This is a genomic window from Thermodesulfovibrio sp. 3462-1 (genome assembly GCF_040451425.1).
GTDB lineage: Bacteria > Nitrospirota > Thermodesulfovibrionia > Thermodesulfovibrionales > Thermodesulfovibrionaceae > Thermodesulfovibrio > Thermodesulfovibrio obliviosus.
Window position 1 is genome coordinate 1,006,825 of sequence record NZ_CP144374.1, and the last position, 20,676, is coordinate 1,027,500.

The 20,676-nt window shown below is 33.9% G+C and carries 15 protein-coding genes and 1 rRNA gene (1 of these 16 only partly in view); 12 read left to right on the top strand and 4 right to left on the bottom strand.

The features are described 5' to 3' along the window. Position 1: 1 nt before the first annotated feature. From pdxA to V4D31_RS05090, 5 genes are read left to right on the top strand one after another with little or no spacing between them, the layout of a single operon-like run. The gene (pdxA, locus tag V4D31_RS05070; protein WP_353685380.1) at positions 2 to 955 is read left to right on the top strand and encodes a 4-hydroxythreonine-4-phosphate dehydrogenase PdxA; all 954 of its coding nucleotides are present in this window, start codon (positions 2 to 4) and stop codon (positions 953 to 955) included. Further along, a complete protein-coding gene (locus tag V4D31_RS05075) occupies positions 952 to 2,052 on the top strand; it encodes an NADH:flavin oxidoreductase (protein WP_353685381.1) in 1,101 nt (366 codons plus the stop codon). The genes pdxA and V4D31_RS05075 overlap by 4 nt, the downstream gene beginning before the upstream one ends. Before the next feature lie 47 nt (positions 2,053 to 2,099). Then, positions 2,100 to 3,554: an Asp-tRNA(Asn)/Glu-tRNA(Gln) amidotransferase subunit GatA gene (gene gatA / locus V4D31_RS05080; RefSeq protein ID WP_353685382.1), complete on the top strand. Its 1,455-nt coding sequence runs from the start codon at positions 2,100 to 2,102 to the stop codon at positions 3,552 to 3,554. A 10-nt stretch (positions 3,555 to 3,564) separates the two neighbouring features. Beyond that, positions 3,565 to 4,995, top strand: coding sequence for an Asp-tRNA(Asn)/Glu-tRNA(Gln) amidotransferase subunit GatB (gene gatB / locus V4D31_RS05085; RefSeq protein WP_353685383.1), 1,431 nt, complete (start codon positions 3,565 to 3,567; stop codon positions 4,993 to 4,995). A 40-nt stretch (positions 4,996 to 5,035) separates the two neighbouring features. Then, entirely contained in the window at positions 5,036 to 5,236 is a 201-nt protein-coding gene (locus tag V4D31_RS05090) for a hypothetical protein (RefSeq protein WP_353685384.1), read from the top strand. A gap of 2 nt (positions 5,237 to 5,238) precedes the next feature. Here V4D31_RS05090 and V4D31_RS05095 read toward each other — a convergent pair whose 3' ends face one another. Beyond that, positions 5,239 to 6,153 (bottom strand): branched-chain amino acid transaminase, encoded by a 915-nt coding sequence (locus V4D31_RS05095; RefSeq protein ID WP_353685385.1) that lies wholly within the window; start codon positions 6,151 to 6,153, stop codon positions 5,239 to 5,241. 414 nt (positions 6,154 to 6,567) lie between these two features. On the opposite strand from V4D31_RS05095, the gene mfd reads away from it, so the two are divergent. From mfd to V4D31_RS05130, 7 genes are read left to right on the top strand one after another with little or no spacing between them, the layout of a single operon-like run. Next, on the top strand, positions 6,568 to 9,687 hold the full coding sequence (gene mfd / locus V4D31_RS05100) for a transcription-repair coupling factor (protein WP_353685386.1): 3,120 nt from the start codon (positions 6,568 to 6,570) through the stop codon (positions 9,685 to 9,687). Positions 9,688 to 9,701: 14 nt separating this feature from the next. After that, on the top strand, positions 9,702 to 10,409 hold the full coding sequence (locus tag V4D31_RS05105) for a tetratricopeptide repeat protein (protein WP_353685387.1): 708 nt from the start codon (positions 9,702 to 9,704) through the stop codon (positions 10,407 to 10,409). A gap of 1 nt (position 10,410) precedes the next feature. After that, on the top strand, positions 10,411 to 11,967 hold the full coding sequence (gene murJ / locus V4D31_RS05110) for a murein biosynthesis integral membrane protein MurJ (RefSeq protein WP_353685388.1): 1,557 nt from the start codon (positions 10,411 to 10,413) through the stop codon (positions 11,965 to 11,967). After that, the gene (locus V4D31_RS05115) at positions 11,964 to 12,593 is read left to right on the top strand and encodes an MBL fold metallo-hydrolase (protein ID WP_353685389.1); all 630 of its coding nucleotides are present in this window, start codon (positions 11,964 to 11,966) and stop codon (positions 12,591 to 12,593) included. Before murJ ends, V4D31_RS05115 begins: the two co-directional genes overlap by 4 nt. Next, positions 12,580 to 14,214: a phosphate/phosphite/phosphonate ABC transporter substrate-binding protein gene (gene phnD / locus V4D31_RS05120; protein WP_353685390.1), complete on the top strand. Its 1,635-nt coding sequence runs from the start codon at positions 12,580 to 12,582 to the stop codon at positions 14,212 to 14,214. Before V4D31_RS05115 ends, phnD begins: the two co-directional genes overlap by 14 nt. Then, the gene (locus V4D31_RS05125; RefSeq protein ID WP_353685391.1) at positions 14,174 to 15,781 is read left to right on the top strand and encodes an ATP-binding protein; all 1,608 of its coding nucleotides are present in this window, start codon (positions 14,174 to 14,176) and stop codon (positions 15,779 to 15,781) included. Before phnD ends, V4D31_RS05125 begins: the two co-directional genes overlap by 41 nt. A 3-nt stretch (positions 15,782 to 15,784) precedes the next feature. Then, on the top strand, positions 15,785 to 17,131 hold the full coding sequence (locus V4D31_RS05130; RefSeq protein WP_353685392.1) for a sigma-54 dependent transcriptional regulator: 1,347 nt from the start codon (positions 15,785 to 15,787) through the stop codon (positions 17,129 to 17,131). A 19-nt stretch (positions 17,132 to 17,150) separates the two neighbouring features. Here V4D31_RS05130 and V4D31_RS05135 read toward each other — a convergent pair whose 3' ends face one another. The 3 genes from V4D31_RS05135 to V4D31_RS05145 form a co-directional block, all read right to left on the bottom strand. Then, positions 17,151 to 18,989, bottom strand: coding sequence for a transketolase (locus V4D31_RS05135; RefSeq protein WP_353685393.1), 1,839 nt, complete (start codon positions 18,987 to 18,989; stop codon positions 17,151 to 17,153). Then, entirely contained in the window at positions 18,986 to 20,425 is a 1,440-nt protein-coding gene (locus tag V4D31_RS05140; RefSeq protein WP_353685394.1) for a sigma-70 family RNA polymerase sigma factor, read from the bottom strand. Before V4D31_RS05140 ends, V4D31_RS05135 begins: the two co-directional genes overlap by 4 nt. Positions 20,426 to 20,571: 146 nt before the next feature. Then, positions 20,572 to 20,676: ribosomal RNA gene (locus V4D31_RS05145) — 23S ribosomal RNA — on the bottom strand (it continues 2,850 nt past the right edge of the window).

A 20,676-nucleotide genomic window follows, 5' to 3' on the forward strand; every position in this document is an offset into this window, starting at 1 on the left:
AATGGCAAAAAAAAGAGTTGCTATAACAATGGGAGATCCAGCTGGAGTGGGTCCAGAGATTATTGTAAAAGCATTTGCTCAAGAAGACATTTATAAAATTTGTAATCCTCTTGTTATAGGAGACAGAAGCATTATAAAAGAGGTAATCAAAGTCATTGGCATGGATTTCGATCCTGACAATATAGAAATATTAAATCTCAATGAAATACAAAATCCAAAAAAACTTATAAAAGGAGCACCTTCTCAGGAATCTGGCAGAGCCTCATTCTCTTACATACGGAAAGCTGTTGAGCTTTACAGGCTCGGAATAATTGATGCAATTGTTACATGCCCGATTACAAAGATAGCCCTGCGAATGGCTGGGCTGCCATGGCTTGGACACACAGACATGCTTGCAGAGCTTACTGAAACAGAAGATTATGCAATGGCTTTTTACAGTGAATCCCTGAAAGTAATCCTTACAACAATACATGTTCCGCTGAAAGATGTTCCACACTTAATAAAAAAAGAAAGAGTAATAAAAACAATATTTTTTGCAAAAAAAGCCTGCAATATGCTTCAAATAGAGAATCCTCGTATTGCAGTATGTGGACTTAATCCTCATGCAGGAGAAGAAGGAATTATGGGAAGAGAAGAAATTGATGAAATTACTCCTGCAATAAAAGAAGCAAAAGCTCTGGAAATAAATGTTTTTGGTCCTTATCCAGCAGACTCTGTTTTCTGGCGGGCATACAATGGCGAATTTGACATAGTTGTTGCCATGTATCATGATCAGGCATTAGCACCATTTAAACTCATTGCTTTTGACAAAGGAGTGAACTTTACAGTAGGGCTTCCATTTATAAGAACCTCTCCTGACCATGGAACAGCCTATGATATAGCATGGCAGGGAAAAGCTACGCCTACAAGCCTCATTGAGGCTATTAAATTGGCTACAAGGATGGTGATAAAGTGAAACTCTTCAGTCCATTTGAAATTAAAACAATTAAAATGCCCAACAGGATTGTTCGTTCTGCAACATATGAAAAAATGGCAGATGAGGACGGGTTTGTTACAGAACAATTGATAAATTTATACGTAACGCTTGCTAAAGGTGGTGCTGGGCTAATAATTACTGGAAATGCTCTGGTCCATTTCTCTGGAAGAAGTGCTCCGAAAATGCTTTGTATTCACAATGACTTTTACATTGACGGATTAAAAAAGTTAACCACAGCTGTTCATGAAGCAGGCGGAAGAGTTGTAATTCAACTTAATCATGGAGGAAGGCAGTGTGCTCCGCTTTTTCTTGGAGGAGCTCAGCCAGTAGCACCATCAGAAGTTTATGAGCCAGTTTATAAAGTAATGCCAAGACAGCTTACTCAGGAAGAAATATGGGAAATAATAGACTCCTTTGGTAAAGCAGCTTGCAGAGCCAAGGAAGCAGGATTTGATGGTGTGCAGATTCATGGTGCTCATGGATATCTTGTAAATCAGTTCCTCTCTCCCTATACAAATAGAAGAACTGACTACTGGGGTGGAGATGAAGAAAGAAGATTTCATTTTCTTGAAGAAGTTTACCTGAGTATAAGAGACAATGTAGGATATGATTGGCCAGTGCTGATAAAACTCAATGCCTGCGATTTTGTAGAAGGAGGACTAACCGTAGAGGAAAGTCTCAGAGTAGCAAAAAAACTTGAAAATATTGGAATTGATGCAATAGAAATTAGTGGTGGAATTGTACAGTCAAAACCCGAGGAAAGACCTGTTAGAACAGGAATTGACTCCCCTCAGAAAGAAGCCTATTTCAGAGAATTCTCAAGAGAATTCAAAAAAGAGCTCAAAGTTCCAATAATGCTTGTGGGCGGAATTCGCTCTCGCTCAGTAGCAGAAGAAATTTTACAGAAAAAAGAAGCAGACCTTATCAGTCTTTCAAGGCCTTTGATCCGAGAGCCTGATCTACCTAAAAAATGGATGGAAGGAAAAGAAACATCTGATTGTATCTCCTGTAACGGATGCATGAGATTTATAAAACTTGATTATGTTAAATGCACTCAACTTGAAAAAAAGAGGTAATTTGCTTTAATTTAATTGATAAAAATTTTTTTAAAAGGAGGTTTGGTTTGGAGCTTCATAAATTAACAGTTGCTGAGCTTGCAGAAATGATTAATCGTGGAGAAGTAAGGCCCCACGAGATTTTAATAGATGTTTTTAAACGAATTCAGGAGGTTGAAGGAAAAGTTAAGGCATTTATTACATTAACTGTTGAGAAAGCCTATAACATGGCAAAAGATGCTGAAGATGCTATATTTTCAGGAAAAAGGAACATTTTAACAGGCATTCCCATAGCAGTCAAAGACAACATCTGCACAAAGGGAATTCTTACAACCTGTGCTTCAAAAATTCTTTATAACTTTCATCCACCCTATGAAAGTACAGTAACCTCAAGACTTCTTCAGCAAAGATATATACTTGTTGGTAAAACTAATATGGATGAGTTTGCAATGGGCTCATCTACTGAAAACTCAGGCTTTCACATAACAAAAAATCCATGGGATCTGGAAAGAGTTCCTGGTGGAAGCTCTGGTGGAAGTGCTGCAGCAGTTGCTGCTGATGAATGTATTGCAGCACTGGGTTCTGACACAGGTGGAAGTATCAGACAACCAGCCTCATTCTGCGGAGTTGTTGGATTAAAACCTACTTATGGAAGAGTGTCTCGTTTTGGACTCGTTGCCTTTGCTTCTTCATTAGATCAAATAGGTCCCATTACAAAATGTGTTGCCGATGCTGCAATACTTATGAATGTTATATCAGGATATGATGCTATGGATTCCACCTCTGTTCCAATTGAAACACCAAATTTCACAGAATACCTCAATAAGGACATTAAAGGATTTAAAATAGGCATTCCTAAGGAATATTTCATAGAAGGAATGGACAAAGAAGTTGAAGAAAGAGTAATGGATGCAATAAAACATCTTGAATCTCTTGGTTGTATTCCTGTTGAGATTTCTCTTCCCAATACTGAATACACTGTTGCCACCTATTATTTGATTGCTACTTCAGAGGCTTCTTCAAATCTTGCAAGATATGATGGTGTAAAATACGGCTTGAGAGTGGAAGGCAGTGATTTACTTGACATGTACATGAAGACAAGATCAAGAGGATTTGGTTCTGAAGTAAAAAGAAGAATAATGCTTGGAACATACTCTCTTTCAGCTGGATACTATGAAGCATATTATAAAAAAGCCTTGCAGGTAAGAACCCTTATAAAACAAGACTTTGAAAAAGCCTTTGAAAAAGTTGATTTTATTATCACACCCACTGCACCAACGCCTGCGTTTAAAATCGGAGAGAAAATAGATGATCCTCTTCAGATGTATCTGTCTGATATTTTTACAATTTCTGTTAATCTTGCAGGACTTCCTGCAATTTCAATACCCTGTGGATTCAGCATAAACGGACTTCCTGTAGGACTTCAGATTATTGGTAAACCTTTTGATGAAGCAGGAATACTTCAACTTGCCTATGCATATGAACAATCAACTCCATGGCATAAAATGAAACCAATTTTATAAAGGAGTGAAAATGCAATACGAAGCAGTAATAGGGTTAGAAGTTCATGCTCAGCTTTTAACTGAAAGTAAAATATTCTGTGGTTGCTCCACTAAGTTTGGAGCAGAACCTAATACACAAGTCTGTCCTGTTTGTCTTGGAATGCCTGGTGTGCTTCCTGTACTTAATAAGAAAGCTGTTGAATATACAATTAAAACAGGGCTTGCCATGAACTGCAGGATTGCTTCATACAGTAGATTTGCAAGAAAAAATTACTTCTATCCAGACCTTCCAAAGGGATATCAAATAAGTCAATATGAGCTTCCTTTATGTGAAGATGGATATCTTGAGATAATAGTTGATGGTGAAAAAAGAAAAATCCGAATAAAAAGAATTCATCTTGAAGAAGATGCAGGTAAAAACATCCATGACCCTTCAGGATACAGCTTTGTTGACTTTAATAGAACTGGAGTTCCTCTTATGGAGATTGTTTCAGAACCTGACATAAGATCACCAAAAGAGGCTGCTTTGTATATGAAAAAATTAAGAGCAATTCTAAGATATCTTGGTGTCTGCGATGGCAACCTTGAACAGGGCTCACTTCGCTGTGATGCCAATGTTTCTGTAAGACCCTCAGGCTCTTCTGAATTTGGAGTGAAGACAGAGATAAAAAATATAAATTCATTTAAATTTGTTGAAAAAGCTCTTGAGTATGAAATAAAAAGACAGATAAAACTGCTGTCAATGGGTGAAAAAATTATTCAAGAGACAAGACTCTGGGATGCACAAACCGGGACAACCCAGTCAATGCGTTCAAAAGAAGAAGCCCATGACTACAGATATTTTCCTGAGCCAGACCTTGTTCCTTTAATTGTTTCAGAAGAATGGATTGAAGCTATTAAAAAACAGATGCCTGAACTACCAGATCAAAAATTTGAAAGATTTGTAAAAGAATATGGTTTACCTCAGTATGATGCAGAAATCTTAACAGAAGAGAAAGCTCTGGCAGAATGGTTTGAAGAAGCTGTAAACTCAGGAGGAAACCCAAAGGAAGTAGCAAACTGGATTATGGTAGAACTTTTAAGATTGTTAAATGAAGACGGGAAAGATATTACAGAATGCAGTTTAACTCCTTCTAAACTGGTAGAACTTCTCGCATTAATTGAAAAAGGAATAATAAACAGAAACACAGCCAAAGATGTATTTGAAGAAATTTATAAAACTGGAAAATCAGCAGAAACAATAGTTAAGGAAAAGGGACTTACACAGATTTCTGACAGTTCTGTTATAATTGAAACAATTCGTGAAGTTATGGCAAAAAATCCAAAAGAAGTGGAAAGATTTCGTGCTGGAGAAGAAAAACTTATTGGATTCTTCGTGGGTCAGGTAATGAAGCTTACCAAAGGTAAAGCTAATCCAAAGTTAGTAAATGAACTTATTTTAAAAATCTTGAAAGAAGAATAATATGCGTATCATAACTGTAATTTTAATATCTTTTTTCATTATGTCTGGTAATGTCTTTGCATTAAAATGTGATAAATGCCATAAAGATGATAAATCTCTTAATAAAATATTTCAAGAACGACAAGTAAAAACTAAACAGGAACTCTTTGACAAATTAAGAAAAGGACAAAAAGCAAAATTGCATCAACATTTAACTGACAAAGATATTAATGAAGCAGCAGAGCAGATGAAATTAAGATAAAATCAAACAAAGTCAAGCCAGTGTTGATATTTTGGAACTCTTCCATTAACTATATCAAAAAACAGTTCCTGTATCTTCTCAGTAACCGGACCACGACTACCTGTGCCAATTGTTCTGCCATCAACTTCTCTTATGGGAGTTATCTCAGCTGCTGTGCCTGTAAAGAAAGCCTCATCAGAAATATAAAGCTCATCACGGGTAAATCTCTCTTCTTTTACCTCAATCCCCAGATCCTTTGCAATGGTGATAACAGTATCTCTTGTTATTCCTTCAAGAATTGAAGTCAAAGGTGTTGTTTTAAGAACTCCTTTGCGGACTATAAAAATATTTTCTCCGCTTCCTTCAGAAACATATCCTTCTGTATCAAGCAAAACAGCTTCATCATATCCGCAGGAAATTGCTTCAATTTTTGCCAGTTGACTGTTAACATAGTATCCGGCAACTTTTCCTCTTGACATATTGGAATTAACATGATTTCTAATAAAAGATGATGTTTTAACTCTTATCCCTTTATGAAGTCCTTCTTCTCCAAGATAGGCACCCCAACTCCAAACTGCAATTGCAACCTGAATTGGATTGTTTTTAGGATAAACACCCATATTGCCATAACCTACAAAAACTATTGGTCTTATGTAGCAAGAACTAATTTTATTAACTCTTATAGTTTCTTTTATTGCTTCAAAAATTTGTTCTTCTGTAAAGGGAATTCTTAAAGTAAATATATGAGCAGACTTAAAAAGTCTTTCCACATGATCTTTTAATCTAAATACTGCCGATCCTTTCTCAGTATTGTAACACCTTATTCCTTCAAATACTGCTAAGCCATAATGAAGGGAATGAGTGAGAACATGAACCTTCGCATCATCCCAATCTACAAATTTACCATCCATCCATATCTTTTCTGTCTTAGGAACCATGACATATATTAAACACTATTTATAATTTCTAAGTCAAGTAGCTTTAAAAAGGAGTTTAGAGGAAAATTTTTTAAAGAGAGGTAATTTCAGAAGCTTTTTTCTTAGAAGAAAGCAAGCATATGAGCGGTTGTAAAGATATCCCATTTTGAGTAGATTTTTATATGAGGCAACGAATAGAATTTCGTATAGATTTTTAATGAGGCAATTCGTGGTCTTGACATAAAAAATTTTTTTAGATAAAATTTATATATCCAACAGAAGTTGGATTCACAAAATTAAAGCCATGAAGGTAAAGGGATGAACCCTTTGAACTTCATGGCTTTTCTTTTTTAGGCTCCCATACATGCCCCGCACCCCTTAGCCTGCCCCCTAAGGGGTGCCCCCTCCTTTAAAAAGTATATGATAAAATAATTAATGAACCATACTGAATCCATTCACAAAGCTTTAACAAAAGAGATAGAACAAATATCTTCGATAATTCAAAAAAACAATGAAATTTACAATCTTTCAATAACCTCTTTTGCACTTTTTCTTTGTTTTTATGAAAACTACATAGTTTTTGAAGAAAATGAAGAGCAGGCTTATAAACTTTATTCAACTATAAAAACTTTCTCTGAATTTTTTAATAATCATAATGAAGTTGTTTTCTTGCCATCTCAGGGCAGTGAAAGATTGGTAGCAATATTTAAAATTCTCTACGAAAAAAATAAAAAAATAATCACAACAGTTGAATCTGGAAAAATTCCATCTCAGATTGAAACTATTCACCTGAAAAAAGGAATCAGTATTGAAAGAGAAGTGTTAAGACAAAATCTTATTGCATCAGGATATACTCAAGCTGAATTAGTGACGCAAGAGAGAGAATTCTCACAACATGGATGGGTTTTTGATATATGGGGAATTGGAGAAGAATATCCAGTTAGAGTTGAATTTTTTGGTGATGAAATAGAGGAAATAAAAATTTTTAATCCTGATACACAACTCACATTTAAAGATAAAAACGAAATATGGATAATACCAGCAACAGAGAATAATGTTACAACGGAATTACTTGATTTATTTGAATTTGATAAGATTTTTACAGTTTTTAACAAAGTTGAAGATTTAAACATTGAGGCTGAGGATAGAATAATTAAAATCTCCCATTTACCTTTTAAATTTTCTTCTCAGTCAATTGATGGAGAAGACAAAACATTTTATGGACTTGGTATTTTACCAAATGATAGAAAATCTCTTTTTGATTTTCCGAAAAATCTAAAGCAACTTGGAATTCCTATAATTTTTTCTTTAAGCTCTCGCGGAAAAGCTGAAACAGTAAAAGAAATTCTCTTTAATCATGGTATTATTGCACCATTGATTAACAAAGCTGAGATTGGGAATTATTCTGGTAAATTTGCCATTACCATCTCTGATCTTCAGGAAGGATTTTATAGAGAAAACTTGATGATTATTACAGATTTTGAACTGTTTAGAGAAAAAGCAATCAAAAAGAAAAAGCTGAGTTTACAGAAAATTCCTGTTGATGGAGAGGAAATAAATGAAGGTGACTATGTAGTTCATAAAGATCATGGAATTGGAATATTTCGTGGTATAAAAAGGCAAAAATATGAAGGTACTGAAGAAGATGTGCTTGTAATTGAATACAAAGACGGAGACATTCTTTATGTGCCCACATGGAACATAGGAAAAATTTATAGATATTCTGCTCGAGAGGGCTTTATTCCACCTCTTGATAAACTTGGAAGTAATCGCTGGCAGAAAGCAAAAGAAATAGAGAGAAAAAAAATACAGGAGATTGCCGATAAACTTTTAAAACTTTATGCTCAAAGAAAAACTCCGCGAGGCTTTATTTACTCTGAGGATACAGAAATTCATAAAAATTTTGATGAATTTTTTCCTTATGAAGAAACCGAAGACCAGCAAGCAGCCATAGATGCTATTTTAAGAAAAATGAGAGAAACTCTGCCAATGGAAGTCCTTCTATGTGGAGATGCAGGATATGGAAAAACAGAAGTAGCAATGAGAGCAGCTTTCAGGGCAGTTTATGATGGTAAACAGGTTGCAGTTCTTGTTCCAACAACTCTTCTTTGTGAACAACATTATAGAACTTTCAGAAAAAGATTTGAAGCCTTTCCTGTAACCATTGAATATCTAAGTAGATTTCGTTCAGCAAAAGAAATTAAAGAAGTTATTGAAAATGTAAAATCCGGAAAGGTTGATATTTTAATCGGAACTCATATGCTTATTTTGAAAGAAGTAGAATTTTTTGATCTCGGTCTTTTGATCATTGACGAAGAGCAAAAATTTGGTGTAATTCATAAAGAGAAAATAAAGGAAAAATATCCAAAAGTTGACCTTCTCACTATAACAGCTACTCCCATACCCCGAACTTTACAGATAGGACTGAGCGGATTGTGGGATATATTTATAATACAAACTCCTCCAAAGGAAAGACTTGCAGTTAAAACATTTATTATCCATGAAAATGATTCAATAATTAAAGAAGCAATTGAAAAAGAAATTCAGAGAGGGGGACAAATTTATTTTCTTCATAATAGAATTCATGATATTGAACTGGTTAAATCAAAGCTTCAAACACTTGTTCCTTTTGCAAAAATAGCAGTTGCTCATGGAAGAATGAAAGAAAAAATGTTTGATAAAGTCATGATTGATTTTCTTGATGGAAAAATAGATATTTTACTCTGTACTTCCATTATAGCCTCAGGACTTGATATCCCAAATGTAAACACAATAATAATTGACCAGGCTCACACCTTTGGATTAAGTGATCTTTATCAAATAAGGGGAAGAGTTGGTAGAGCATCCATGCAAGCCAGTGCTTATTTAATAGTTCCTTCAGACGGTCTCAGTGAAAATGCTAAAAAAAGAATAAAGGCTATTCAGGAAATGAGTTATCTTGGAGCAGGCTTTCACGTTGCCCTGAAAGATCTTGAAATAAGAGGTGCTGGAGAGCTTCTTGGAGTTGAGCAATCAGGTATAAATAGATTGGGATTTGATTTATATATAGAAATGCTTAATGATGCAGTGAAAGAATTAAAAGGTGAAGTTTTACCAAGTTTAAAGTTACCTGAAATTAAATTGTCTTTACCTGCCTTTATCCCGGAGGAATACATAAAAGAAACTTCTATGAGAATAAGAATTTATAGAAAACTGAGCCAAATTCTGGAAGAAGATGAAATACAGAAACTCAAAAATGAACTTTACGACAGATTTGGAAAACTGCCTCAAGAGGTAGAAAATCTTTTTAAAACAGCACAAATAAGAATTATTGCATCAAAAATTAAAATTTCTCAGATGAAACAAAATAAAGATAAATTTAGATTTACAATGGAAGAAAATCTTGAAACAGATTTTGTAACGAAACTTATAGATGTATTAACAGGATTTAAAAATAAGGGCATAGTAAAACATTTAAAATTTTTTCCGGATGGTTTTGAAGCACAAATGAAAGGACTGGATGAGCTGATTTTCTTTCTTAAACGATTAATTGGAAAGCTTGTTGTGAAAAAATGATATACTATAAAACTATGAGGATAATTTTAAGCTTATTGATTTTTCTTCTTATTATTGCTTGCGCATCAGAAGAAAGAATAAGGCAAACAAATGAGTCATATTTTTATACTGCAATGGGATATGTCTATTATATTGAAAAAAATTATCAACTTGCCTTTGTGGAATTTCATAAGGCTCTGCAAATTGACCCTAATAATGAAAACGCACTTCATGGATTAGCCCTTGTTCATATGGAATTTCAGGAATATGAAACAGCAAAGGACTTATTTCTAAAAATTCTCTCAATGGCTCCTGATTATGCCGATGCTTGGTTTAATTTTGGAATTTGTTATCAAAGATTAAACATGCATAAGCAGGCAATAGAAGCTTTCCAGAAAGCCTTAGATAATCCTTTATTTATAACTCAGGATAAAGCCTTTTTTGGACAGGGACTATCCTATTATAGAACTGGACAGTATAAAGAAGCCAGGGATGCTTTCGATAAAGCAATAAAAAGAAATTTTCTTCTTATTCCAGCACATTTTTACATGGCGCTTACCTATCAAAAACTTAATCAGTACTCAGAAGCAGTTAAAACTTTAAAAAATGCTATAAGATTAGATTCGTCTTTTAAGGGTGATGTAGATAAGTTTGCCAAAACTCTTGAAGAGGAATTAAAAACAGGCCATTCAAATATGTCAAAAGAAGACATCCTTGATCTTCTTGAAATATTAAAATACTAAAATGGCAAAAGGTAAAATAGTTAAAGCAGCAGGAGCTATTTCCTTAGCAACTTCCTTTAGTAGAGTTCTTGGATACATAAAAGACATGATTCTTGCTAAGTATTTTGGTGCAACAGGACTGAGCGATGTTTTTTTTGTAGCCTTTAGAATACCTAATTTACTTAGAGAACTCTTTGCTGAAGGCTCCATGTCATCTGCAGTAATTCCTGTTTTAAAAGAATCTCAGATAAAAAATGGAGAAGAAGAAACAAAAAAAATTGTAAAGAGTCTTTTTACTTTTATACTCATTGTTGTAGGCATAATAGTCCTTACAGGCATTGTATTTAGCCCATTTATTGTAAAAATCATTGCTCCAGGATTTACCACCAATCCGGAAAAATTCAACTTAACTGTTTTACTTACAAGAATAATGTTTCCCTTTTTACTTTTTATAAGTCTTGCCGCACTCACAATGGGAACTCTTAATACGAATAATGTATTTTTTATTCCAGCCCTTGCTCCTTGTTTTTTAAATATTATGATTATCATAGTTGTAGTAGGCTTTAGCTCATTTTTCTTTAATCCAATAATCTCTGTTGCAGTAGGCGTTACTCTTGGAGGAATTGTCCAGTGGCTCATTCAGATTCCTTCTTTTTACAAAAATGGCTTTAGATTTGGTATAGCTCCCTATCATCCTGCTTTAAAAAAAATCGCTATTCTTGTAATTCCTACCACCTTATCAATGACAGTAAATCAAATAAATATCTTTGTAAGCACCATAATAGCAAGTTTTCTTCCAGAAGGAAGCGTTACATATCTTTATTACTCCATGAGACTTATACAGCTACCTATTGGAATTTTTGGAGTTGCTGTAGGTATGGCAGTTTTACCAACACTTTCAGGACATATTGCAGAGGGCAGAAGAGATCTACTTACGAAGGATTTTATTTTTGCTTTAAAATTTCTTTTTTTTCTAACTATACCGTCAACAATCGGACTTATTATACTTAAAAAACCTATTGTAAACACTCTCTTTCAAAGAGGTGCCTTTGATTTAAATGCCACAATTAATACTGCCAGTGCCTTATTCTTTTACAGTCTTGGAATTCTTGGAACAGTTGGTTCAAGAACAATAACAGCTACATTTTATTCTCTTCAGGATACAAAGACTCCTGTGATATGTGCAATCACAGGAATGTTAACAAATATTGGCATTTCTCTTATCCTGATGAAAACCATGAAACACAATGGATTAGCTCTTGCTTATTCTGTGGCTGCAATTGTGCAATTTTTAATGCTTGCAAGCTTCATAAAAAGAAAAATACCGGAGATTGCCTTTTCATCTATTGTTAAATCTTTTATAAAAAGCACTATTGCTTCTTTCCTTAGCATAGGAATTGCTAAATTAATTTGTGACATTAATCCCCACTTCTGGCTTTATAGTGGAAAAATGCTTTTAAAATTCCTCTGGCTTGGGTCTGCAATTGCTGTAGCCATAGTTCTATATTTTGTCTTTTGCTATTTGATGAAACATGAAGAACTAAGTTATATTTTAAAAAAGCTTAGGAGGCAGCAATGAAAATAAAAAAATTTGAGATTGGCCCACTTTTTGTAAATTGCTATATTTTATACGATGAAGATACAAAAGAGGCAGTTATTATAGACCCTGGAGATGAACCAGATTTAATTCTTGATTTCATTAAAGAAGAAGGATTAACTGTAAAATACATTATCTGTACTCATGGACATTTTGATCACATTGGAGCAGTAAAAGAAATCAAAGATGACACAGGTGCAAAAGTGCTTCTCCATGAAAAAGATACCGAAATTTATAGAAATTCACCTCAGGTGGCAGAGCAATTTTTTGGTATAGAAATAGAACCTCAGCCTGAACCTGATGAACTGATTGAGGATGGAAAAACTATAACAATAGGCAAAAGTCAATTAAAATTTATTCACACTCCAGGACATTCACCTGGAAGTATGTCCATATACATTGATGGTTATATTTTTACTGGAGACACTCTCTTTGCAGGTTCAGTTGGAAGAACAGACCTGGCTGGAGGAAGTATGAAGGATTTATTAAATTCTCTTAAAAAATTAGCTTCTCTGCCTGAAGAAACTGTTGTAATGCCTGGTCATGGTCCGAAAACAAAAATTGGCTACGAAATAAAAACAAATCCCTTTTATCATGAAATTGTTTAAACTATTAATTTTACTACTTATTCTAATCATTTCCTGCAGCAACACGAATAAAGAAAAAACTGAGCAGGAAAAACTTCAAGGGCAACCAATCACTATTGGAATTCTCTCTGAAGAGTCCCCTAAAACCATATATGAAAAGTTTTATTCTCTTAAAAAATTCATAGAAACCATCCTAAAAAAACCTGCATCAATCGACATTGCAAAAGACTACGCAGATCTTGAAAATAAAATAAAACAGAATAAACTTAACCTTCTCATAGTTGACCCTACCATATATTGTGAGCTTAAATGGTCCATGAAAAATAAAATCTATCCTCTTGTAAAACCTGAAGGAGGAACTGCTGAAACAAGAAGTGTTTTTGTAACAAAATATGGGAAAAACATAGATAAAATTTTTGATTCTCTTGGTAAAAAACTTGCTCTTGGAGATGAAAAATCATCATTCAGCTACTTAATACCGCTTTCAATGTTAAAGGATGTTGATATTTCACTCAAGGATTTTAAATCAGTGGATATGCTACAAAAGGAACAAAGAATTGCACTTTCAGTTCTTATTGGCGATCATGATATTGGAGCGATGAGTGAACTGACTGCTAAAAAATATTTGCATGATGGACTTAAAATTGTGAGATACTCTGAATCAACTCCAAGATTTTTAATTGCCTATGTTAACAATTTCCCACCTGAAGAGCTGAAAAAAATTAAAAACTCTATCCTTACTCAATCAAATATAGAAATACTTAGATCCCTGAGCATTGAAAAATTCTCTCATGCTGAAGACAGAGATTTTGATTATATAAGAGTATTAATAAGAAACATAAAAGGGAAAAATTATATTGAATATACTCCTAAAACAATAAAAGTTGCAATTCTGCCTCTTTATAGCCCTTTAACTATTTATAAAAGATATGACCCTTTAATGAGATATTTATCTGAAAAAACAGGTTATGAATTTAAGCTTGTAATTCCTAAAAATTTTGAAGAATTTATTCAACTTGTCAGCGAAGGGAAAGTGGATTTTTCTTATCAAAATCCCTATGTTTTTTCCATTGTATCAAAAAAATATCCAGTTAAAGCTCTTGCTATCACAATCGGAGAAGACTGTACCCAGGATGATGGTATTTGCGGAGACGAACGGTTTAGGGGAATAATTATTACCAAAAAAGATAGCAATATAAATAAAATAGAGGACCTCAAAGGTAAAAGAATAATGATTGTTTCTCCAACTTCTGCAGGAGGATTTTTATCGCAAAAGCTGTATCTTGAGAAAAAGGGATTTAATCTAACAAGAGATTTTAAACTTATTGATGCTAAAAGGCAAGAAAAAGTTATCATAGGCGTTTATAAAGGTGAGGCAGATGGAGGCTTTATAAGAGAGGCAGCATTAAGTGTATGGGCAGAGGAAGTGGATATTTCTAAAATAAAAATTCTTGATTACGGAGAATACCTTCCAAACTGGCCCTTTGCAGTGGTTAAAAACAAAAACCACGAACTAATAGAAAAAGTTAAAAACTCTCTTCTGAATTTAGATTCTACAATATTAAAAAAAGCCAGAATTAAAGGTTTTAAAGAGGCTACTGATGCAGATATCGCAACACTTGAAAAACTTAGCAATAAATAAAGTTTTAGATAAATTTCAAAGAATGAGTATTGTCAAAAAAATTTTTGTCTCATTTTTAATTCTTTTTATAATACTCATCCTTGCTGTTAATCTGCTTATTCTTAATTACCAAAAGAATTCTCTCAAAAGCCAGATTAATAAAAACATCACACTACTGCTGGAAAATCTGTCAAAGGATGCTATAGACCATATTGTTTTTTTTGATCCCCTGGCAATTGATGAACAAATCACACTTATTATGAATACTCCAGGCATTGATTACATAATGATTGCCGATAAAAATGGTAGAATTATCGGTCATAGCAACAAAAAGGAACTTGGAAATTTTATAGATATTGAGAAAGAAACTTTAAAAAAATGGCAGTATGTTGACAATGAAGAAATAAGACATTTAAATATTCCAATTATGGCTGGAGACACATTTATTGGAATTTTAAGGGCGGGAATTTCAGAAAATAAAATAAATCAATATGTCAGTGATGGTACAAAAGACTTGAAAAACTATATTTTTATTCTCAACTTTTTAGCCCTTGGAGTGACTATTCTTATGTCCTTTATGCTATCAAAAACTCTTATAAAACCCCTTCAAAGGCTTAAAGAAAAAATGTTCCATATCCAGGCAGACAAGCTTGAACTCTGTCAAAATCCATATATTGTCCTTTGCAAAGACATACTTTCATGCACAAAAACTGACTGCCCAGCCTATGGGAAAGAAAGATGCTGGTTAATTAAAGAGGCAAAGGAAAACTGTAAAGTCTGCCACAATATTGATTGTCAGGACTGTTATGTTTATAAAGTCTCCTGCGGTGATGAAATTGGATATTTGATTGAAACATTTAATGAAATGATAATAAAACTCAAACACTCCTTTGAAGAGCTTGACAAAGCTACAAAAGAAAAATTAAAGCTTGAAAAATCATCTGCAATGGCAGAAATGGCAATGACAGTTGCCCATGAGATTAAAAATCCTTTAAATGCTATAAAAGCATCCACCTCTTATATAAAATCTAACTTTGAAGGCGAAGTATTAAGAGAGTTTCTATCTATAATTGATAGAGAGACAGAAAGACTCAATGAATTAATAACAGGTTTTCTTTCCTATGCCAGACCACTTCCTTTAAAATATGAAAAAGCTGATCTAAACAAAGCAATTGCAGATGTGATAAAACTTATTGAAACAGAAGTTAAAGAAGAAGGTAAAATATTAAATATAGAATTTGACAATTCCATACCTGAATTTTACTTTGACAATCACCAGTTAAAACAGGCAATACTGAATCTGCTGGTTAATGCTATGGATGCAACAAAGAAGGGAGACAGTATTACAGTGAAAACATTAAAAAAAGACAGCAAAGTATTAATAACAATATCTGACACTGGTATGGGAATCCCTGAAGAGCTTTTAAATAAAATATTTGAACCTTTTTTTACTACAAAAACAACAGGTTCAGGACTTGGACTTGCTTGCGTTGAAAGAATTATAAAGAACCATGATGGAAGTATAACTGTTAACAGTAAAAAAAATGGTGGAACAGAATTTATAATAGAATTACCATTAAAATTATAAAAAATGGCAAAGATACTTTATATAGACGATGAAATCAGTGCCTTAAAAGCAATATCAGCTATCTTAAAAAAAGCAGATTTCAATGTTCTTACCGCAACTACAGCTGAAGAAGGAATTGCCATACTTAAAGAAAATCCTGTTGACTGCCTTTTGCTTGACTATCGTCTTCCTCAGATGGACGGAATAGAACTGCTTAAATGGCTTAAACTGAATGGAATCAATATACCAACAGTAATGCTTACTGCCTATGGTACCATAGAAAAGGCAGTTGAAGCCATGAAATTGGGTGCCTATCATTATTTAATTAAACCTGTTGATACAGAACTTTTAATAAATATCCTGAAGGAAGCAGTTGAAAAAACATCTATGTATTTTAAAGAAACTGAAAAATCAGTCAGTCCCTTCCCTGAAATTATAGGAAAAAGCAAAGCAATGCAGGAAGTTTTCTATATAATGCAAATGGTATCGGAAAGCAATGCAAATGTATTGATTACAGGCGAATCAGGCACAGGTAAAGAGCTTGTGGCAAGAGCAATTCATAAAAAATCACCAAGAAATACAAAACCTTTTATTATCATAGATTGCACAACAATACCTGAGGCTCTTCTTGAAAGTGAGCTTTTTGGACACGAAAAAGGAGCATTCACAGGTGCTTTAGATAGAAAAATCGGACTATTTGAAATTGCCAATGAAGGCACAGTATTTCTTGATGAAATTGGAGAATTATCCATGTCTTTACAGAAAAAACTTTTAAGGTTTTTACAGGAAAAGGAAATTCAAAGAATCGGCAGTAACACAAGAATAAAAGTTGATGTAAGAATAATATCTGCTACAAATCGGAATCTTGAAAAACTGGTAAAAGAAGGCACATTTAGAGAAGACCTTTATTGGAGGCTCAATGTTGTAAGAATTAACCTTCCTCCATTGAGGGAACGAAAAGAAGACATACCCCTGCTTGTTAATCATTTTTTAAATAAGTACTCAAGAGAAAACAATAAGCCCATTCCTCAGCTTGATCCTGAAATTATGAATGCCCTGATAAACTATGACTGGCACGGAAATGTTCGAGAGCTTGCAAATGTCATAGAAAGAGCTGTTGTACTTTCACCTTCCGGAATAATTTCAATGAAACATTTACCCAGAAGAATTCAGGAACAATCAGGATGGACATCTTTAAAAGAAAACAGTTTAAATCTCTTAGAAGTTGAAAAATCATTAATTCTTAAAGCGTTAAACTCAACTGGATGGAATCAAACAAAAACTGCCCAGATTTTAGGGATTTCAAGGAAACAACTTCGCACTAAAATGAAAAATCACGGTCTTTTACCAGACTCCGAAGAAGAAGAATAAAAAATTGTCATAGTCAACATTAAATCTTATATTTCCTGAATAACTTATTTAATTTATTAACACAGTCAACTATTGCTTTTGCAGAAATCTCCTCATAATCTAAAAGTTCTTCAGGTGCACCACTTTTTGGAGTTTTTCTGCAGGCAAGACTATAAACTCTTTCAGCCCCCACTTCAGATTTCACTGCCTCTGCAATGCCTCCAGCCGGATAATGGTCTTCAACTGTAATAATTGCTTCTGTCTCTGAAAGAGCCTCCTTTAGAGTTTCTACATCAAGGGGCTTTAAACTGTATAAATCTATAACTCTGATAAAGATTCCTCTGTTTTTAAGTTCTTCATATGCTTTCAGTGCTTCATGGAGAGTTATTCCTGCTCCAATAACTGTGAATAAATCTTTATCAGACTTTCTGATTACCTTTGAACCACCAATCGGAAACTCCTCATCATAGCTATAAATAACAGGGGTAGTAGAGCGAGTTGTTCTTATATAAACAATTCCTTTGTATTTTGCTGCCTCTCTTACAAGCTTTTCTGTAGAGACCGCATCACTGGGATAAAGTATCACACTGTTTAAAATACTTCGCATCATTGCAATGTCTTCAAGTCCCATCTGACTTGGACCATCCTGCCCAATAGAAACCCCAGCATGAGAGCCAACCAATTTTATGTTTACTTCACTGTATTGAGCCATTCTTATATGGTCAAAAGCACGTGTTAAAAAAGCTGCAAAGGTTGATACAAAAGGAATTTTTCCTCTAAGTGAAAGTCCTACAGCCATTCCAACCATATTTTGTTCTGCAACAAAGCATTCAAAAAATCTTTCTGGATAATGCTTTTTAAATATCTCTGCGTATGTAGAGTTAGAAACCTCTGCGTCAAGCACAACAATATCTGGAAATTCTGGAAATATTTTTACCAATGCCTCACCATAGGCACGCCTTGTGGCAACCATCTCACCAATGTTATATCTGTTTGTAAACTCTTTTATCTCCAAAGCTTGCTGTTTAGGCTTAAGACTATCAGGCTTTTTTATTGAAATCGTAAGTCTTTTTATCTCTCCAAGTTCTTTCAAAGCCTCTTTAAATTCAGCCTCTGAGAGAGCTACTCCATGTCTACCTTCTCTGTCTTCAAGAAAAGAGACTCCTTTACCTTTCACTGTTTTTGCAATTATCATTGTTGGTAACTTGCTTTTTAAAGCTTCATCATAAGCTTTAAAAATCTCATCAAAGTTGTGACCATCAATGCATATAGTTTTCCATCCAAAAGAAGAAATTCTTTTTTCATAGGCAGACAAATCCCATCCATACATTGTCTCACCACGTTGACCAAGTCTATTAACATCAAGTATTCCGATGAGATTGTCAAGTTTGTAATATGAAGCAAGTTGTATAGCTTCCCATACTGAGCCTTCAGCCATTTCACTGTCGCCAAGCAAAACAAAAACACGATAAGGGAGTATATCAATATATTTTCCATTTATTGCTATTCCAGCTCCTATTGAAAGACCCTGACCAAGAGAACCTGTTGCTGCCTCAGCATATGGAAATGCTCTTACAGGATGACCTTCAAGTGGAGAACCAAATTTTCTTAATGTTAAAAGCTCTTGTTCTGTTAATTTTCCTGCTACTGTCCATAAGGAATAAAGAAGTGGAGCTGCATGACCTTTTGAAAATATTAATCTATCGTTGTTTGGATTATCAGGATTATCTGCATCAAAATGAAAAAAGCCTCCAAAAAGGAGGCTTGCCATTAATTCCACTGAAGAAAGGCATGATGTAGGATGACCTGATCCTGCATTAGTTGTTGAAAGAAGAATGTAATATCTTAAAAGCTTTGATAATTCTGCTAATTCCTTCACTTTTTATTTTCTGAAGTTTCACTTATAAGCATTTTTAAAAGTTTCATCCTGCTTGGATGTTTAAGCTTTCTTAAAGCTTTAGTCTCAATCTGACGCACTCTTTCCCTTGTGATCGAAAGATATCTTCCAACTTCTTCCAGGGTATGGTCTCTATCTTCCCCTATTCCGAATCTCATTTTGATAACTTTTTCTTCCTTTGGTGTAAGAGTTTTTAAAATTCTCTGAATATGTTCACTCAGTTCTGTTCTTTCAGCTTCTGCAACAGGAGAAGGAGAAGTCTTATCTCCAATAAAGTCTTCAAGCTCTGTATCTTCATCTCCAATTGGCGTTTGGAGTCCTATTGGATCCTGTATAGCTCTGAAAACTTCCTCAACTTTCCTTACAGGAACGCCGAGTTTTTCAGCAATTTCTTCATTACTTGGTTCTCTTCCAAGTTGCTGTGTAAGTTCACGAGATGCTTTTGTAACCCTATTATAAAACTCCATCATATGAACCGGGACTCTTATTGTTTTTGTTTGATCAATTAAAGCCCTTGTGATCGCCTGCCTGATCCACCATGTTGCATAAGTTGAAAATTTGAATCCTTTTTCATATTTAAATTTATCAACGGCTTTCATTAAACCAATATTGCCTTCTTCTATTAAATCAAGAAGAGGAAGCCCTCTGCCTACATAGTTTTTTGCAATGTTAACCACAAGTCTTAAATTTCTGGTAATTAATTCATTTTTTGTTTCTTCAACAAGACATTTTGCTTTATATATCTTTTGCCAGATATTTTTCAATTCATCTATCTTAAGCCCTGATTCGTTTTCAATCTTTTTAATTTCTGTATGAACTTCTTTATAAAGATTCTCCAATTGTTTTGTATTTTCACCGGATTTCTTTTTTTCATTTATAAGTTTCCGTAATTCTTTGATAGAACCATATTCTTTAATTTTTTCTTCAATTTTTTCAATGTCATTAATTAAATTTTCCATGCGAATAATAGTTCTACTTAGTGCCTCTTCTGCTTTGTCTTCTTCAGTTAAAGTTTCAACATCTTCTTCTTTATTTATCTCATCTAAAATTTTTTGATAAAGAGTTAATCCCATTACTGTCTCTTTAATTATGCTCTTTCCTTCCTGAAGTTTTTTAGCAAGTTCAACTTCCTCTTCCTTGGTAAGTATTGGAATATCACCCATTGAATTAAAATAAGCCTGAACGAGGTCCTCTACATGCTCCTCTTCTTCAAGTTCTTCCTCTTCTTCTAAAAATACTTCCTCCTCATCTTCATCAACAACTCTCACTCCCATATCACTCAAAACATCAATAAGATCCTCTAGTTCTTCCGGAGAATAATATTCTGATGGAAGAGCTTCATTGATTTCATCATATGTAAGTTTTCCTCTTTTTTTCCCGAGATTTACAATTTCTTCAAAAATATCTCTTTCCTTCATATTAATCCTCTACAAAGTAGTTTATATTTAAATCTTATCAATTTTTAAAAAATTTTCAACTCTAAAAAAATAAAATAAAAAAGAGAAAGGGATTAACCCTTCCTCTTTTTTATAAAAATATTTTTTGACAAGAAGAAATAAAAGAGTAAGTCAAGACGCACGACCTATTAGTACTGGTAGGCTAAACACCTCACGGTGCTTACACCTCCAGCCTATCAACCTGGTAGTCTACCAGGGGTCTTTAGGTCCTG

Excerpts from the sequence above, each read along its gene's own strand:
- pdxA (WP_353685380.1), top strand. The coding sequence starts at position 2 with ATGGCAAAAAAAAGAGTTGCTATAACAATGGGAGATCCAGCTGGAGTG.
- gatB (WP_353685383.1), top strand. The coding sequence starts at position 3,565 with ATGCAATACGAAGCAGTAATAGGGTTAGAAGTTCATGCTCAGCTTTTA.
- V4D31_RS05090 (WP_353685384.1), top strand. The coding sequence starts at position 5,036 with ATGTCTGGTAATGTCTTTGCATTAAAATGTGATAAATGCCATAAAGAT.
- V4D31_RS05095 (WP_353685385.1), bottom strand. The coding sequence starts at position 6,153 with ATGGTTCCTAAGACAGAAAAGATATGGATGGATGGTAAATTTGTAGAT.
- mfd (WP_353685386.1), top strand. The coding sequence starts at position 6,568 with ATGAACCATACTGAATCCATTCACAAAGCTTTAACAAAAGAGATAGAA.
- V4D31_RS05105 (WP_353685387.1), top strand. The coding sequence starts at position 9,702 with ATGAGGATAATTTTAAGCTTATTGATTTTTCTTCTTATTATTGCTTGC.
- murJ (WP_353685388.1), top strand. The coding sequence starts at position 10,411 with ATGGCAAAAGGTAAAATAGTTAAAGCAGCAGGAGCTATTTCCTTAGCA.
- V4D31_RS05115 (WP_353685389.1), top strand. The coding sequence starts at position 11,964 with ATGAAAATAAAAAAATTTGAGATTGGCCCACTTTTTGTAAATTGCTAT.
- phnD (WP_353685390.1), top strand. The coding sequence starts at position 12,580 with ATGAAATTGTTTAAACTATTAATTTTACTACTTATTCTAATCATTTCC.
- V4D31_RS05125 (WP_353685391.1), top strand. The coding sequence starts at position 14,174 with ATGCAGATATCGCAACACTTGAAAAACTTAGCAATAAATAAAGTTTTA.
- V4D31_RS05130 (WP_353685392.1), top strand. The coding sequence starts at position 15,785 with ATGGCAAAGATACTTTATATAGACGATGAAATCAGTGCCTTAAAAGCA.
- V4D31_RS05140 (WP_353685394.1), bottom strand. The coding sequence starts at position 20,425 with ATGAAGGAAAGAGATATTTTTGAAGAAATTGTAAATCTCGGGAAAAAA.